The sequence below is a fragment of the Cognatishimia activa genome, from assembly GCF_017798205.1.
Classification (GTDB): Bacteria; Pseudomonadota; Alphaproteobacteria; order Rhodobacterales; family Rhodobacteraceae; genus Cognatishimia; species Cognatishimia activa_A.
Window position 1 is genome coordinate 55,046 of sequence record NZ_CP060010.1, and the last position, 14,385, is coordinate 69,430.

Here is a 14,385-nt window from a genome sequence, read left to right on the forward strand (position 1 = left end):
CTCCGGGGCCTCGTATTTCGCTTTACCTAAGAGGGATTAGTGCGCGTGGCCTTTGTCCCAGTCTTCCTGCTTTGGCAGGATTTCGAAGGTATGCTCTGGTGGTGGGCAAGGAAGTGTCCATTCCAGAGTATCCGCGTATTCGTTCCAGTAGTTGTTCTCGGTCACGCGACGGCCAGCAAAGACGCCGTAGAACATGATGCCGAAGAACAAGAGGAAGGACGCGAAGGAAATGAACGCACCGTAAGAGCTGATCTTGTTCCAGTACGCGAAGGCTTCTGGGTAGTCGATGTAACGACGTGGCATACCCTGACGACCCAAGAAGTGCTGTGGGAAGAAGGTCAGGTTTGCACCGATGAAGAAGGTCCAGAAGTGGATCTTCGCCGCGAACTCTGGGTAGTGACGACCGGTCATCTTACCGAAGTAGAAGTAGATACCCGCAAAGATCGCGAAGACCGCACCCAAGGACATCACGTAGTGGAAGTGCGCAACCACATAGTATGTGTCGTGGTATGCACGGTCTACGCCCGCCTGGGACAGAACGATGCCAGTCACGCCGCCTGCGGTGAAGAGGAAGAGGAAGCCGAACGCAAAGAGCATAGGCGCTTTGAATTCGATCGACCCGCCCCACATGGTCGCGATCCAAGAGAAGATCTTAACACCCGTCGGAACCGCGATAACCATCGTGGCCATCATGAAGTAGGACTGCTGTGTCAGGGACATACCCACGGTGTACATATGGTGCGCCCAAACGACGAAGCCCAGAGCACCAATCGCGATGATCGCCCAGACCATTGGCAGGTAACCAAAGACCGGCTTACGCGCAAAGGTCGCGATGACGTGAGAGATGATGCCAAAACCCGGCAGAATAACGATGTAAACTTCTGGGTGACCAAAGAACCAAAGGATGTGCTGATAGAGAACTGGGTCGCCGCCACCTGCTGGGTCAAAGAAGGTCGTGCCAAAGTTACGGTCGGTCAGCAGCATGGTGATCGCGCCCGCCAGAACTGGCAGCGCCAGAAGGATGAGCCATGCGGTCACAAAGATCGACCAAGAGAACAGCGGTACTTTGAACAGGGTCATGCCTGGGGCACGCATGTTCAGGAAGGTGGTGATCATGTTGATCGCACCCAGGATCGAGGACGCACCAGATACGTGCACCGCAAAGATCGCGAGGTCCATGGACATGCCCGCCTCTGTGGTGGAGAGCGGCGGGTAGAGAACCCAGCCCACACCAGAGCCGGCCAGACCGTTACCGCCTGGGGAGAACATGGAGACAACACCCAGAGACGTACCAGCAACATAGAGCCAGAAGCTCAGGTTGTTCATACGTGGGAACGCCATATCCGGCGCACCGATCTGCAGAGGCATGAAGTAGTTACCAAAACCGCCAAACAGCGCTGGGATAACCACGAAGAACATCATCAAAACACCGTGGTAGGTGATGAAAACGTTCCAAAGGTGTCCGTTCGGGGTACAGCCTTCGGTGGTCGCGTTCAGCTGGAAGAAACGGCTGCCCTCAGTACACATGTACTGAACACCCGGTTCCATCAGCTCAAGGCGCATACCGACGGTCAGGGCAACGGCGATAAAGCCTGCCAGCGCGGATACGATGAGGTAAAGAATACCGATATCTTTGTGGTTGGTGGACATGAACCACCGAGTGAAGAAACCTCGGTTGTCTTCGTGTTCGTGGCCGTGAATGGCTGCGTCTGCCATGCCTCGCCTCCTGTTGAGTGCACGTAAGAACAGCAGAGTCGCCTCTACCGTTCGGATTCCAGCTTGTTTTAGTGCGATGGGCAGGGTTCGGCAATGACCGTCTTTGACGCAGCACAAGAAAAAATGTCGCGCCCACGGGGGCAGCAGGGTGTTTTTCAAGAGCCAGGGGCGGAAATTTGTCCGAACGCTTCGGATTTCGCTTGGTATCGAGGTCAAAGCGCTCCTAGCCTTCTTGTTGTGGGAGGCTAAAAAATGCAGGGAATTTCAGGAAAATACGCTCTGGTTACCGGTGCAGCGGGGGGAATTGGGCAAGCCATCGTCGCGCGGTTGCGCAAAGAAGGCGCAATTGTCTGTGGCACCGACCGGGAAACTGCGGAGGCGGATCACTTTATCAGGGGCGACCTGATGGATGCGCGCTTTGCTGATTCACTGCCTCAAGCAGCGCAGGAAAAGATGGGCGGGCTGGATATCGTTGTGAACAACGCGGGCATCATCACGCGCGGTGACATCACGCATGCCAGCGATGACGACTATCAACGCACCATGGCAATCAATGTCGAAGCCCCCTTCCGCATTTGCCGCGCAGCTATTCCTTTGATGGAAGACAAGGGCGGCGCGATTGTGAACCTCGCCTCGTGCTGGGGTGTGCATCCGGGGCCCAACCATCCGCTTTATGTCATGTCCAAAGCAGCAGTCGCCTCTTTGACGCAATGCCTTGGCATGGATCACGCCCATCAAGGTATTCGCGTGAACGCGGTTTGCCCCAATGAGGTCAACACACCGATGTTACGCACTGGTTTCGCAGCCCGCGGGCTGGATCCGGACGCCGCCATCGAAACGCTCAACGCCTCGGTGCCCCTTGGGCGCATCGCTGAGGCCGAAGACATCGCCGACGTCGTGGCCTTTCTGGCCTCAGATGACGCGCGCTATATGTGCGGTGCGCTCTTGGAAGTGAACGGAGGCAAGCCGGTTCAATGACAGATCTCTCAGACAAAGTCGCCCTCGTAACAGGCGGCCGAAGTGGAATTGGTGCTGCGAGCGCGGAGGCACTCGCCGAGGCTGGCGCGAGGGTTTTCACGGCCCAACGCGGCGCTGATGACAGGTTCGAATATTTCGAAACCGACTTTATGGATAAACACGCCCCTGCCCGTCTGATCGATCAAATCATCGAGACGGCCGGTCGATTGGATATTTTGGTGAACAACGCGGGTTTGATGCGCGAAGGCACCGTTCTGGAAAGCAGCATTGAGGACTGGAACGCAACTCTGCAAGTAAACCTGACGGCCCCTTTCCTTCTGATCAAAGCCGCGATTCCTCATCTCATTGAAACCAAAGGATCAATCGTCAACATAGGCTCAATCGAGGGCCTTGGATCCAATCCGCGCCACCCAGCCTATTGCGCCTCAAAGGCTGGGCTTCACGGCCTGACCCGCGCCGTCGCTGTTGATCATGGCCCTGATGGCGTGCGCTGCAACGCGGTGGCTCCGGGCTGGATCGACACCGATCTCAACGTCGCCTTCATCGAAAGCCTCGGAGACCCCGAAGCCTTTCGCGCAAAAATCGGCGACATCCACCCGCTTAGACGAACTGGCGCCCCAAAAGACGTAGGTGCCTTGGTGGCTTGGCTCGCCTCAGATGCAGCCGACTTCGTAACCGGACAGGTCTGGACTGTCGACGGCGGACGTATGACACAGCTAAGCCTGCCCTAACACGCCCATTCCGCTGCATGACGCCGCAATGCCCCCGCAGCGATAGGCCACTTCGGGGACTCTCCGTCAATGGTATAGGGAGGTGACACACGCTGAATTGGGCCCCATGTGGTTTCTTCCAGAATTGGTGCGAAATCCTGATCGCTTGGCGCGAGCCCGCCGCCCATTGCACCATGTGAGCCTGTCGACATTAATAGATGGGCCGATCGGGCCAAGGACAGCCGAGCCTGTGACACCCGCCCGTCCAATTGCTGCAATCGCAATGCGCGCAAGGCCGCTGCCGCCACCAAATACCCTGTGGCAAAATCCAGAGCCTGCACTGGCAAGGGCACAGGTTTGTCGGCACCTGCACGAACCATTCCCTCATGTGCGATCCCACAGCTCATTTGCACAAGGGAATCAAAGCCCCGGCGTTCGGCCCAAGGCCCGCTCCAGCCATAGGCGCATAGGCTGACGTCACATAGAGTCGGATTAAGCTCTGCGATCTCGTCCGGCCCAAAGCCAATGCCCGCCAAAGCGCCCGGTCGATAGCCATGGATCATCAGATCGGCCTCCGAGATCAATCGTTTCAGCACATCCCGATCTTCGCTCTTATTCAGGTCCAACCCGGCGCAGCGTTTGCCAAGCGTTACATCGACCTCGACCGCTGGCTCGTTCCAATGCGGCGGATCGATCCGCAGAACATCCGCGCCAAAGCCTGCCAAGAACCGCGTGGCGACGGGCCCCGCCAACACCCGCGTCAAATCCAGAACCTTAAGCCCCTTCAAGCCTTGGCGCTTGGGCTTGTCACCCGGACGAGACGTCCAACCAATCAAGGGCGACTCTTTGACGGCTTTTCCCTGCGGGTGTTCCGACCACTCCTCCATCGACATCATCGCGGCCGCGCAGCCATTGTTGTCGACGACCGCCTGCTCGACCTCATGTTTCGACTTATTGCCCAAAACAGCAGCCACGCTGTCGCGGTCAGGACGGCAGCCCAATACCTCTAACGCCGCCTTTTGGTGGTGCGGAGCATTCGTGTGCAACCGAATCCAACCATCGGCACACTTATAATCCCCTGCGATAGCGTCCCAAACCGAGCCCACTTCCCAGCCTACGGGTCGCGTGGTGAGGTGAAACCACAAAAGCGCCAAACGCCGGTTGATGTCGACGAACTGCGCATCCACGAGCCCGCCATATTCGCCAAGGGCCGCATTGGTCGTCGCCATCGCGAAATCATTGACGTCAAAATGGGACCGATAAGAGTCGTCCCCAGAATGTGGGATTTCAAACTTTGGCTGAAAATCAGGCCCTAACGCCTGATTGATGATCGACTGAAAGAAAGTATATCGAGAACTCATAAGTCAATTTACGAAGCGCTTTGCTGCACTGCAACAAAAACAAAAGGCCACGCGATCTGCGTGGCCTTCGCAATCAACAGTTAAGAGCAGTTATTCGCTCGCTGCTGCGCCTTCTGTGCTCTCAGTTTCCGCTGGCTCAGCCTCTTCTTCGGCAACCACTGCGCCGAAGGTTGCCAGATAAGCGGCAACATCCTCGCCGCCCTTACGCAGCTTGAAGGTCATTTTGGTTTTATTGTCGCCACCGAGATCTTTCAGGAAACCACGTGGATCCAGAACAAAACCTGCAATTTGAGCTTCATCCCATATCAGACCGTTTTCCCCTGCTCCAACCAGAGCCTTGGAGAACCGGAAATCAGCCGTACCCGCCGTACGACCCACAACGCCATAAAGATTAGGACCGGTGCGACCGCCTTTGACAAAAACTTCGCCATCGGGCGCAGCAATCGTATGGCAGGACTTACACTTGCCAAAAACCGACTTACCTTTGTCCGCGTCTCCTGCAGCCAAAGCCGGGCTGGCCAGAGCAAGACAGGTGAGCGTGGCTGTAACTAGGTGTTTCATATGTGCCTCCACAGTCTAAACAGGCTTATTACATGCAGGACTTAGGCCTGTTCGCCGCGGGTTTCAAAGGACAAAAGCGCGCAGGCCACATGGCAAATAGGTGACCAAAGGTCAGCCGAAATTGCGCTCAAAGGCGGCTTTTAGCGCGACGTCCAGATCTTCCATCGTGACAGGTAGACCAAGGTCGACCAAGGACGTCACCCCATGTTCAGTGATACCGCAGGGTACGATGCCCGTGAAATGCTCGAGGTCGGGTTCCACATTGATAGAAATGCCATGAAAGCTAACCCATTTGCGGAGCCGAATGCCAATGGCGGCGATTTTGTCTTCAGCTACCTCTCCTGTGATCGACAAAGGCTTTTCAGGCCGCGTGACCCAAACTCCGACACGGCCTTCGCGAATTTCGCCTTTCACATTGAAACTGTCGAGTGTGTCGATCACCCATGCCTCAAGCTTGTGAACAAACTGTCGCACATCTTTGCCGCGCTTGTTCAGGTCGAGCATCACATAGGCCACACGCTGACCGGGGCCATGATAGGTGTATTGGCCCCCGCGCTTGGCCTCATAAACCGGGAAACGTTCGGGATCGACAAGATCCTCAAGCTGCGCCGAGGTGCCGGCGGTATAAAGCGGCGGATGTTCCAGCAGCCAGATGCACTCGTCAGCCTCACCGCGCGAAATCGCGTCCACGCGGGCCTCCATAAAAGCCAGCGCGTCCTCATAGGACGTCAATCCGTCTGAGATCTTCCATTCCATCAGGTCACCGAGGCAAAAGCCCCGCCTCCCGGATCTTGGGCAGGTTAGCGCGGCTCACGGGAACTTCGCTTCCGTCTTTCATGGTCAAAATCGCTCTGTCTCCTTCGCGACGCGCCGACGCCACATGGGAATAAGAGACCCAATGACTACGATGAACCTGATCTCCGATCGCGTCTCCGGTTTCGCGGATCGCATCAGACAGGCGCATCAAAATCATCTCTACTCCGGCCGTCGTCTTGATACGCACATAGTGATCTTCGACCGAAAGTGCCACCAGATCACCGCGCTTATCCAGCGGAAGCCGCTCAAGCAGAGGCACAACGGAAGGTTGCGTCGCGGATGGCTCGGGCGAGACGGCCTTTTGCCGACTATACACAATCGACGCGATCGTCGCCCCGGCAGCCGTAACAAAAAACCCGATCAGAAAGACGCGCGTGACAAACGTATATGGCCCATTGGGCATAGACGTTGGCCCAAAGATCAGTTGATTGAGCGACACGATATAAAGAGAGATTGTGGCGCCGTTTATCACGCCGGCCAGAATGCTTTGCAGCAAAACTGGACGCGTGCTGAGCAGGTTCTGTGTCAGCGTTAAGCCGAACAGACCGATCCCATATGTCGAGTAAACCACCCAAATCCAATACAAAATACGGGGCAGGATCAGCACCGTGTCCTGAGTCCCGAAGGGACCAGAGATTCCTAAGACTGCGCCCACGCAGGCCTGAACGACCAGACCAATCGGATTGAAGAAATGCTCCCGCCATTCACGAAGCGTGAGCTGCATAGCACCGTCACCCACGAACAGAACCCTTTATTCCACGCATTCAAATTCGCAAATCGATATGCGAAAGTCTAGACAGGAATTGTGCAATTTCCCTCTAGGGGTCCAATGTCCATCAATCCCATCCTTGATGCATCCAGCGCAATTAAAGTCCACACTCTTGCGGCGAGTTTCGCGTTGACACTGGGTCCCTTCATATTCACCCCGAAAGCAAGGGGGAAATTGCACAAATTCCTCGGCTACATCTGGATCCTGGCTATGGCGACGACGGCGATTTCGTCGTTTTTCATTCACGGATTCAAACTCATCTGGGTCTTTAGCCCGATTCACTTTTTGTCGATCTTTATTCTCTTCGGCCTGTGCCGCGCCTTTTGGTACATTCGAAATGGCAATGTCATTGGTCATGCCCGCACGATGCTTGGCATGTATTGGTACGGCGTACTGGCCGCGGGTATCTTCACCCTCTTGCCCGGACGCATGCTGAACCGCGCCCTCTTCCCCGAGGCCCCCTGGCTTGGCTACCTGTTCATCGCCTGCGGCGCCCTTCTGATCATTTGCCACATTCGCCGCGAAGCCGCCGGACTTGTCGGATAAATTCACCCGAGTGCATTTTCCTCTTGAGCCTGCCCGTGGCTTGGTCTAGTGACCCGCTACCAAGTCTATGACAGTGCGGTCGTGGCGGAATTGGTAGACGCGCAGCGTTGAGGTCGCTGTTCCTTAACCGGAGTGGAAGTTCGAGTCTTCTCGACCGCACCAATAGACTAGGTTCCCAAGACATCTCGTGCAGAAACGATAGGCTTTGGCTGAACCCGAACACTCGCGCGTCCGGTGCGTAGCACACGTCTTCGCAAGAGGTAGAAAATCTCGACATTCTATGAGTCGAGACGGCAATCCAGCACGCTCACATCACGTTCAAGGAAGAGTGGCTTGCGTGCCGAAAAGACCTGAACGCTTTTGCATTCTGTTTCCACTTGCTGAAAGAATGCCTGCATAATCGGTGCATTGTCTTTGCCGAGCCATCCCTCCAAATCGCTAATCACAAAAAGATCGACTCCATCCGCGCGCCAGTTTGCGAGGTTCCAGTCATCCGGTTGGGGTGGCCAAGCGAATGGGGCGACGCTGCCCTCAAGATCAGCATCCGTGGAGCCCTCAAGGCCGAACATGACCTCGGGCATTGGCACGACAAAATAGGCGTCAGGAAGGCCCTCGGGGATGCGGCGCTCTGCAGCAATTTCTGGCATGGTCAGATCGTATTTTTCGGCCGTGCGCGTCACCCGCGCCCATTCAAAATCCTGCGCCGCGCGGGTTTGTTGGATTGGCAGATCCAGCGACGTCATCACCTTGCGATCTGGGTGCACCGTCTCGATGTAAGAGGCCACATCCACATTCACCGGACGCACGATGGCCTGCTTCCAAATCATGATGTCTCCGACCACGCAAAAGCCTAAAGCGGCTGCCGCGGACAGAGTTCCAAGAGCGCGCGAGACGCGGAACAGGCAGGCGATGCTGATCGCTCCGAAAAGTTGGACCACCATAAAATGCGCGATCCAAAGTTGTTCGGGTTGGCGCAGGCCAACCAGATAGGCCAGCCCCAGAGTCGACAAGATCGTCGCGCCCCAAACGCCCAGCAACATGCCGGGCTTTTCCATGCCCAGCGCAAAGATCGGAAACAGCAAAAACGCATAGGGCATCAAAAGACCGATCCCAAATTCCAAATCCATCGCCGCCCGAAGCATTTTGCCAACAGAGTCAACGAAGCTCACGTTTTCGGCGATCGACATTACGGACTGAATTTCCTGAAATTTCAGGAAGTTAACGAAGTCCAGGATGATGCCAATATTCAACGGAGGCCAGAGGATCACTGCCGTTAAAAAGATCCTTAGGATCGACGCCATGGTGGTTTTGAACCCGATCTGCGCACTCATCACGCCGACATAGGCCAAGGCAAATGGCACCATCAAAAGCACGAAGGAATGCTTAAAGCTCAACCCCAGAACAACGGCGATCCCCAAGAAGATATCGATGCGTTTGAGGCTAGGGCTTTGCACCTTGCGGATCATCAAAAGCACGATCCATATCGAGGCTGCAGCGATCCCGACGTCGCCTTTAAAGATGTAGGAGAGGAAGACGGACAAAGGCGCGAAAACTGCAAAGAGCGCGATTACGAAACTCTCGCCTTTCGTGAACCCAAGCAGCCGTCCGATACGGTAAAACAAGGGGGCCATCAAAGCCGAGATCGCGCCGGTCATGGCCCGTGCTGTCAGATAGAAAATGGTCGGGTCATTGAAGTACTGCGCGCGAAACTCCTGCGTGCCGGACCACATATCCAGCCCTCGACCAACGACATAGAGGACGCCATAAAGTACCGCCGCCATATAGTGCATCAAAGGGGGATAGAAATGCTGGTCCGGGATCAGCTCTCCGGCCAGAACTTTGGCGGCTTGGTTCACACGCTCGTCGCCATGCAGGTAGCCCCAATCAAGGCCAATGACCCTGAGGCCCCAAGCAACAAAAAACAAAAGAAACAGGATGCCCCAATCCATCTTGGGGACAGCTTTGATCGGTAAATTGGATGTCTGCACGGCTAATCCTTACGCGCCCCTCGTGAATACCGCAGGAAAACCACATTTGTGTCAATATTTCATATTAACAAATCTGTGTTGGTATTGGTTATCCGTACAGTGAGACCGCATGTATAATAGGCAAATAAAAGAGCAGCTTCCCCTCTATGTTGATTTAGACGGGACACTTATTAAGTCAGATGTTGCGCAGGAATTGATCGTGCAACTGATCGCCCGCCCGGATTTGTGGCGCGCGGGACGTCGCGCGATGGCACAAGGTCGCGCTGCGCTGAAACGCTTCCTGTCGGAAAACCTGTCCTTTGATGCCGCCGCCCTGCCCTATACCGAGGCGGTTCTGGACTACATCAAAGCCGAAAAAGAAAAAGGCCGTCGCGTGGTGTTGGCGACCGCTGCAGACCAGCTTGTCGCCGATCAAGTGGCCGAACATCTTGGCTGTTTTGACGGGATTATCGCCTCAAGTGCGGATCACAACCTGAAAGGGGGCGCGAAACTCGACGCCATTCGCGCCGACGCCGATGGAGACTTTGAATATCTCGGCAATGACACCCCTGATCTGGTCATCTGGAAAGACGCAGCCCGCGTCGGGATCGTCAATGCCCCAAGCCGCGTCAAGGCGCGCGCTTTGAAAGACGCCGAGGCCTCGCTGGTGGTTGAAGATCGCCCCTCTGTGGCGCGAGGCATCATCAAGGCGATGCGCCCTCATCAATGGGCCAAGAACGTGCTGGTGCTATTGCCGCTGTTCTTTTCGCACAGCTACCTGAACCCAGGCATGCTGGGCGCCGCGCTTTTGGCAATGGCGGTGTTTTCCATGTGTGCTTCGGCGATCTACATCATCAATGACCTTCTGGACATCGAAGCCGACCGAAAGCACGAACGCAAACGCAACCGGCCGTTTGCAGCGGGCATTTTGTCGCCTAAACACGGGCTTCTTGCGTCGGGCGGGCTTTTGGCCACAGCCTTTGCCGTCAGTCTTTGGCAGTTCAACCCCATGGTGACCGCGCTTTTTGCGCTCTATATCCTGACGACGACGCTCTATTCGACCTGGTTCAAACATAAAGCGGCGATCGATATCGTTGTTCTGACCTGCCTCTATGCCCTGCGCATCTTTGTAGGCGGCGTCGTGATCGGCGTCATAGTCTCCCCCAGCCTTCTGAACTTCTCGCTGTTTTTCTTTGCAAGCCTCGCGTTGATGAAACGCTTCACCGAGATCCAAAAGCTTGAGAAGAACAAAACCAAGGACAAGGTGCGCGGCTATTACCTCTTGGACAATCAAACCATCCTGCCAATGGGCATCACCGCAGGCGGTCTCTCTGTCCTGACGCTGACGCAGTATTTCGGCACAGAGTTTGTGGCCACGACCTACGGAGCGCCAGAGCTTCTGTGGCTGACGGCTCCGCTGGTCCTGTTCTGGATCTTCCGCGCCTGGCTCTTGGCGATGCGCGCGCAGATTGATGACGATCCTGTGGTCTTTGCCCTGCGCGACAAAGTCAGCCGCATCGCGATCCTGATGTCTGTGGGCCTTGTGATTGCGGCGAAGTTCCTCACGATTGAAGGGCTTTTGGTATGACGCTGAACAGTTTTATTCTGGTCGTGATCTCGGTCACCCTTTCGGCCTTTGGCCAGACGGCCTTTAAGATCGGTGTCGAGCGAGTGCATTTCGCGCCGGACGCCGCTGTCATGGGTAAAGTCATGGGCTTTGCTGCCTCGCCACATATTATTGGCGGCTTGCTTTTTTATGGTATTGGCACGCTGTTCTGGCTCTTTGCCCTACGCACTCTGGATCTGTCGCTGGCCTATCCCTTTGTGGCAATCAGCTTTATCGTAGTGTTCCTGATTGGGATCTTTGGCCTGGGCGAGCCGTTCAATGCCACGCGTCTTGCGGGGCTTTTGATCATCACCCTTGGACTGGTGGTTATGGCCCGCGCCTGACCCTCGAAACAGGGCAACAAAAAAGGGTCGGCGGGATGCCGACCCTTTTTGTTTTTGATCTCGGTGCGTTAGACCAGAATGCCTTCGGATTTATTCAGCACGACGCCCAGCAATTGGGTGCGATCCCCTAGGGCTTGCTCAGCCCTCAGAACGTCTTGCGGCTGTGTTTGACCGCCGCCAACGACCAGCAAAACGCCGTCAACATTTGGCAAAAAGCTCAAGAGTTCATCGCTCTCAAGAACCGGCGGCAAATCATAGATCACGATGTCAGGGGCCAAAACATCTTGCAGCTCTGCAAGGACATCCACCATCATCGCCTCCTGGAAAAGCTCCGCAGAGTTCAGATCACGGGTTTCATTCAGCCCCAGCGCAAGTCCACGTCCAGCACGCAGGAAATAGTCCTCAGGAGGGATGTGCCCGCGCAAATAGTCCGCGATATCCGTCGGGTCAGAGACCCCTAGAATACGCGACAGGCTCGGTGCAGACAGGTTCATGTCCAACAGAACCGTCCGCAGGCTCTCCATCCGCGCGAAGGAAATCGCCAGGTTGGACGCCACAAAGCTTGACCCACAACCTTCGGTCGGCGCAGTCACCGCAACACGGCTCCAGCCGTTTTCACGCATCGCCAGCAAAAGCCGTGTGCGCAGCATGTCGAACTGTTTATGCAGCGGATCGCTTTTATTCGCGGTCACGATCCGGTTGCGCCGCAGATGTCCCGGGTCCAGCCCGATTTGCTCCATGGAATCCCATAGAACCTGCGCCTCATCAACATTGGGCGCATAGACGTCGCGGTTCTTGCTTGGAACCAATTGTCTGTTCATGCTCGTATCCTCTCTCGGATCCGTTTTGGACGGTTTTTCGGCCCTTTCCGCGCAGAATAGCCCCCAAATGCGGGCAAATTATGGCAGGGGTTAAAAGCCAAGCAGATCGGCCTCTTTGATGGCGCGACGAATGAAATCGGCGCGACTGGGTTCTGGGAGCCAGCCCAAAAGCTCTTTGGTCTGGCGGTTATCAAAGGGCGAGAAATGCGCGCGGGATTTCCAATCGGCCAGCGACGGGCGGATCGCGCCCTTGCGACCCAGAGCATAGCGTTTCAGCAGGTATTTCACCGCATCAGAGGCCCAAAAGACGTTCAGGTTGCCAGTCGACACCGAGATTTTCGCACCCAACTGTTTGTGGATCGCGGCGAAATAGTCCCGCCCCGACAGCATCGGATCGCCAATGAGGTTAAAGCTCTGCCCGACCGCTTTGTCGTGATCCATCATCGTGACGAGCGCATCAGCCACATCGTCAATCAGCACGAACGGCAGAATATTCGTCCCCGGCCCCCAAATGCGAACCGCCCCTGCCCCATGCCAGCGCCCAATGCCCCAATGTTGCAGCGGACCACCTTTGCCAACGACAATACCCGGGCGCGCAATCACGAGTGGCAGGCCCTCGGCATCGTGCAGCTTCAACAATTCTTCTTCGCACTTCGCTTTCGAGCGCGCATAGAGGTTGCGGTCGCTCATGTCCTCGCCAAAACCAGTGCTTTCGGTGATCACGGTCGCGGGATCGCTCATGTCATAAGAGGCAATCGTGCCGGTATAGACAAAGCGGTTCACATCAGCCGCCATCGCCGCGCGGGCAAGGTTCAGCGTCACGCCTACGTCATTCTTAAGGCACTCTTCCCAAGTGCCATCCAGCGATTTGCCAAGGTGATAGACCGCCTCAATACCCTCCATCGCGCCCGCAAGCGCCTCGGGATCATGCAGCGAGGCCGAGTAGAGCTCGACATGTTTGGCGATATCCGCAAAGGGACCGGATTTACCGCGGCTCAGGACACGTACGTCTTTACCTTCGGCGACCAATTTTCGGGTTAAGGCGCGACCGATAAAGCCCGTACCACCAACCACAAGCACCGTCGGTTTGGGTTTGCGTTGGCGTTTGGGTTTCGGCGCGTGCTCGACCTCTGGCATCAGCGCCAAAGTGTCATCAATCGCCTGCATAACAGTCACCGCAGACGCGCCGTCAAACCGCGCATCCATCGGCGTTCCGTCTCTAAGGCTCTGATAAAAGGCCTTAAATGTGCCCTGAAAGCTTAGCCCATAGGCCGATTTCCGATTGAGCGATGAGACCTGGCGAAGAGCGTTCACCCCGCCCTCACGCAGATGCTGCCAAGCAAGCCCCATCTGTTTGCGGAACGGGTTCATAACGATGTCGCTGGCGTTTTCGCCCTCAATCACCAAAGTGTCCTCGGCATAGTTCAGCCGCGCCCGTGCGGTCGAGCCCAGCACAGTCACCGAACGATCATCAGCCGTTTCCACCAGTGACAGGTTCAGCGTCACATCCACATCCCCGGCCCGCGCCAGAATGCGCCAGCTTTGAGGACGTGTGCCCGCGGAAGGGATTTCGATCTCTTTGCCAAGACTGAGGTGCTCAATCTGCAACGGCCCAAAGAGGTCCACCGCAAAGCCAAACAAATGCGGCCCCAGTTCCAGCAAGAGGTTCTTGGGCTCCCGCAACAGCCAAATCCCAAAGGGTCCAGAGCGCAGCGGAGCCAGCGGGAAATGCCAGTTAATCTCAGCGGAGCCAACGCGCCCCAACGCACCAGCCGCCATCTCAGATTTCAGGCGTTCATAGCTGGGCAGACCCATGAAGTTATGCCCGGCAACAAAGGATTTCCCCGCCTTTTCAGCGGCATCCTGAATGTCTTGCGTCTCAGCTGCACTTAGCGCGACAGGTTTTTCAACCAGACAATGCACACCCGCCTCAAGGCATTTCTTCGCTAAAAATGCATGGCTGTCAGGCGGCGTCAGAATGTGAACAGCGTCGCAGACGCCTGCCGCCAGCATCTCATCCAAATCACCAAAAGCCTGCGCCCCATGCGCGCCCGCAAGCGCCTCGGCCGCGCCTTTTGACAGGTCGCACACGGCCGTCAGCTCGACTCCCGGTGTCATTTTCAGGCCCTCGGCATGCCAGTCAGCAATATAACCTGCGCCAATCAGAGCGGTGCGGATAGATGTCGTCAT

General features: G+C 56.2%; 13 protein-coding genes and 1 tRNA gene. 6 read left to right on the forward strand and 8 right to left on the reverse strand.

Features of this window, described 5'->3' with window-relative positions; all coding sequences use genetic code 11:
• Window positions 1-36: 36 nt before the first annotated feature.
• A complete protein-coding gene (locus HZ995_RS00285; RefSeq protein WP_209356709.1) occupies window positions 37-1,716 on the reverse strand; it encodes a cytochrome c oxidase subunit I in 1,680 nt (559 codons plus the stop codon).
• 252 nt (window positions 1,717-1,968) lie between these two features.
• Between HZ995_RS00285 and HZ995_RS00290 the strand changes: the two genes are divergently transcribed.
• A complete protein-coding gene (locus HZ995_RS00290) occupies window positions 1,969-2,694 on the forward strand; it encodes an SDR family NAD(P)-dependent oxidoreductase (RefSeq protein ID WP_209356710.1) in 726 nt (241 codons plus the stop codon).
• Window positions 2,691-3,425, forward strand: coding sequence for an SDR family NAD(P)-dependent oxidoreductase (locus HZ995_RS00295; RefSeq protein ID WP_209356711.1), 735 nt, complete (start codon window positions 2,691-2,693; stop codon window positions 3,423-3,425). Before HZ995_RS00290 ends, HZ995_RS00295 begins: the two co-directional genes overlap by 4 nt.
• Here HZ995_RS00295 and HZ995_RS00300 read toward each other — a convergent pair.
• The 4 genes from HZ995_RS00300 to HZ995_RS00315 form a co-directional block, all read right to left on the reverse strand.
• Window positions 3,422-4,633 (reverse strand): CoA transferase, encoded by a 1,212-nt coding sequence (locus tag HZ995_RS00300; protein WP_245168695.1) that lies wholly within the window; start codon window positions 4,631-4,633, stop codon window positions 3,422-3,424. The two genes, HZ995_RS00295 and HZ995_RS00300, sit on opposite strands and share 4 nt — an antisense overlap.
• A 222-nt stretch (window positions 4,634-4,855) precedes the next feature.
• On the reverse strand, window positions 4,856-5,326 hold the full coding sequence (locus HZ995_RS00305; protein WP_209356713.1) for a c-type cytochrome: 471 nt from the start codon (window positions 5,324-5,326) through the stop codon (window positions 4,856-4,858).
• Between the two features lie 111 nt (window positions 5,327-5,437).
• Window positions 5,438-6,082 carry a lipoyl(octanoyl) transferase LipB gene (gene lipB / locus HZ995_RS00310; protein ID WP_209356714.1) on the reverse strand — a complete coding sequence of 215 codons (645 nt, stop codon included), beginning with the start codon at window positions 6,080-6,082 and terminating at the stop codon, window positions 5,438-5,440.
• A 4-nt stretch (window positions 6,083-6,086) separates the two neighbouring features.
• Complete coding sequence (locus HZ995_RS00315) at window positions 6,087-6,866, reverse strand: LytTR family DNA-binding domain-containing protein (protein WP_209356715.1); 780 nt, start codon at window positions 6,864-6,866, stop codon at window positions 6,087-6,089.
• 105 nt (window positions 6,867-6,971) lie between these two features.
• Between HZ995_RS00315 and HZ995_RS00320 the strand changes: the two genes are divergently transcribed.
• Together HZ995_RS00320 and HZ995_RS00325 are read left to right on the forward strand one after the other, a co-directional pair.
• Entirely contained in the window at window positions 6,972-7,457 is a 486-nt protein-coding gene (locus HZ995_RS00320; protein ID WP_209356716.1) for a DUF2306 domain-containing protein, read from the forward strand.
• A 75-nt stretch (window positions 7,458-7,532) separates the two neighbouring features.
• A tRNA-Leu gene (locus HZ995_RS00325) sits at window positions 7,533-7,619 on the forward strand.
• A gap of 116 nt (window positions 7,620-7,735) precedes the next feature.
• On the opposite strand, the gene HZ995_RS00330 is transcribed toward HZ995_RS00325, so the two are convergent.
• The gene (locus tag HZ995_RS00330) at window positions 7,736-9,445 is read right to left on the reverse strand and encodes a hypothetical protein (protein ID WP_209356717.1); all 1,710 of its coding nucleotides are present in this window, start codon (window positions 9,443-9,445) and stop codon (window positions 7,736-7,738) included.
• A gap of 109 nt (window positions 9,446-9,554) precedes the next feature.
• On the opposite strand from HZ995_RS00330, the gene HZ995_RS00335 reads away from it, so the two are divergent.
• Both HZ995_RS00335 and HZ995_RS00340 read left to right on the forward strand, forming a co-directional pair.
• Entirely contained in the window at window positions 9,555-11,012 is a 1,458-nt protein-coding gene (locus HZ995_RS00335) for a UbiA family prenyltransferase (RefSeq protein ID WP_209356718.1), read from the forward strand.
• Complete coding sequence (locus HZ995_RS00340) at window positions 11,009-11,374, forward strand: hypothetical protein (RefSeq protein ID WP_209356719.1); 366 nt, start codon at window positions 11,009-11,011, stop codon at window positions 11,372-11,374. The genes HZ995_RS00335 and HZ995_RS00340 overlap by 4 nt, the downstream gene beginning before the upstream one ends.
• Window positions 11,375-11,442: 68 nt before the next feature.
• Here the strand turns inward: HZ995_RS00340 and HZ995_RS00345 are convergent, their stop codons facing one another.
• Together HZ995_RS00345 and HZ995_RS00350 are read right to left on the reverse strand one after the other, a co-directional pair.
• The gene (locus HZ995_RS00345; RefSeq protein ID WP_209356720.1) at window positions 11,443-12,195 is read right to left on the reverse strand and encodes a CpsD/CapB family tyrosine-protein kinase; all 753 of its coding nucleotides are present in this window, start codon (window positions 12,193-12,195) and stop codon (window positions 11,443-11,445) included.
• A gap of 90 nt (window positions 12,196-12,285) precedes the next feature.
• On the reverse strand, window positions 12,286-14,385 hold the full coding sequence (locus HZ995_RS00350) for an NAD-dependent epimerase/dehydratase family protein (RefSeq protein WP_209356721.1): 2,100 nt from the start codon (window positions 14,383-14,385) through the stop codon (window positions 12,286-12,288).

Bases quoted from the DNA above. Each gene is read 5' to 3' on its own strand.
- HZ995_RS00285 (WP_209356709.1), bottom strand. From the start codon at position 1,716: ATGGCAGACGCAGCCATTCACGGCCACGAACACGAAGACAACCGAGGT.
- HZ995_RS00290 (WP_209356710.1), top strand. From the start codon at position 1,969: ATGCAGGGAATTTCAGGAAAATACGCTCTGGTTACCGGTGCAGCGGGG.
- HZ995_RS00295 (WP_209356711.1), top strand. From the start codon at position 2,691: ATGACAGATCTCTCAGACAAAGTCGCCCTCGTAACAGGCGGCCGAAGT.
- HZ995_RS00300 (WP_245168695.1), bottom strand. From the start codon at position 4,633: ATGGCGACGACCAATGCGGCCCTTGGCGAATATGGCGGGCTCGTGGAT.
- HZ995_RS00305 (WP_209356713.1), bottom strand. From the start codon at position 5,326: ATGAAACACCTAGTTACAGCCACGCTCACCTGTCTTGCTCTGGCCAGC.
- lipB (WP_209356714.1), bottom strand. From the start codon at position 6,082: ATGGAATGGAAGATCTCAGACGGATTGACGTCCTATGAGGACGCGCTG.
- HZ995_RS00315 (WP_209356715.1), bottom strand. From the start codon at position 6,866: ATGCAGCTCACGCTTCGTGAATGGCGGGAGCATTTCTTCAATCCGATT.
- HZ995_RS00320 (WP_209356716.1), top strand. From the start codon at position 6,972: ATGTCCATCAATCCCATCCTTGATGCATCCAGCGCAATTAAAGTCCAC.
- HZ995_RS00335 (WP_209356718.1), top strand. From the start codon at position 9,555: ATGTATAATAGGCAAATAAAAGAGCAGCTTCCCCTCTATGTTGATTTA.
- HZ995_RS00340 (WP_209356719.1), top strand. From the start codon at position 11,009: ATGACGCTGAACAGTTTTATTCTGGTCGTGATCTCGGTCACCCTTTCG.
- HZ995_RS00345 (WP_209356720.1), bottom strand. From the start codon at position 12,195: ATGAACAGACAATTGGTTCCAAGCAAGAACCGCGACGTCTATGCGCCC.
- HZ995_RS00350 (WP_209356721.1), bottom strand. From the start codon at position 14,385: ATGACGACATCTATCCGCACCGCTCTGATTGGCGCAGGTTATATTGCT.